The sequence below is a fragment of the Nguyenibacter vanlangensis genome (assembly GCF_013376155.1).
Classification (GTDB): domain Bacteria; phylum Pseudomonadota; class Alphaproteobacteria; order Acetobacterales; family Acetobacteraceae; genus Gluconacetobacter; species Gluconacetobacter vanlangensis.
Genome location: NZ_JABXXP010001131.1, coordinates 1 through 662 on the forward strand (window position 1 = coordinate 1; position 662 = coordinate 662).

Annotated in this window: 1 protein-coding gene; it reads left to right on the forward strand. The window is 72.8% G+C overall.

Translation table 11 applies throughout. The annotated features are described in order from the left end of the window. A partial coding sequence (locus tag HUK84_RS21680) for an amidohydrolase family protein (RefSeq protein WP_176641978.1) occupies nucleotides 1-662 on the forward strand: 662 nt, incomplete at both ends.

A 662-nucleotide genomic window follows, 5' to 3' on the forward strand; every position in this document is an offset into this window, starting at 1 on the left:
GCCCCCGGCGGCGGGGGCGGCGAGTGGGTGGAATGCGACATCGTGATCGCGGACGGCCGGATCGCGGCGCTGGGGCGCCTGCCGCCCGAGAGCGGGATGCCCGAGACGGACCTGGCGGGCGGGATGGTCTGGCCGGCTTTCGCCGATATCCATACCCATCTGGACAAGGCCTTCATCTGGGACCGCGCGCCCAATCCGGACGGCACATTCGCCGGCGCCATCCAGGCGGTGACCGTGGACCGCGAGCGGCACTGGACGGAGCAGGACGTGCGCCGGCGGATGGAATTCGCGCTGGCCAGCGCCCATGCGCACGGCACGCGGGCGATCCGCACCCATCTGGACATCGCGGGCGCGCATGGGCGAAGGGTATGGCCGCTGATCCGCGCGCTGCAGGCCGAATGGGCCGGACGGGTGGCGTTGCAGGCCGTGGCCCTGGTGATGCCCGAAGCCTATGACGGCATGCAGGGGGTGGAGATCGCCCGCGCCGCCGCCGGCACGCCGGGCGGGATGCTGGGCGCGGTGCTGATGGGGCACAATACCGGCGAGGCCGTGCTGGACCGGCTGTTCGGGTTGGCGCGGGACCATGGGCTGGACCTGGACCTGCACGTGGATGAGAACGGCGAGGCCGGGGAGACGGCGCTGGAGCAGGTCTCCGCCGCTTC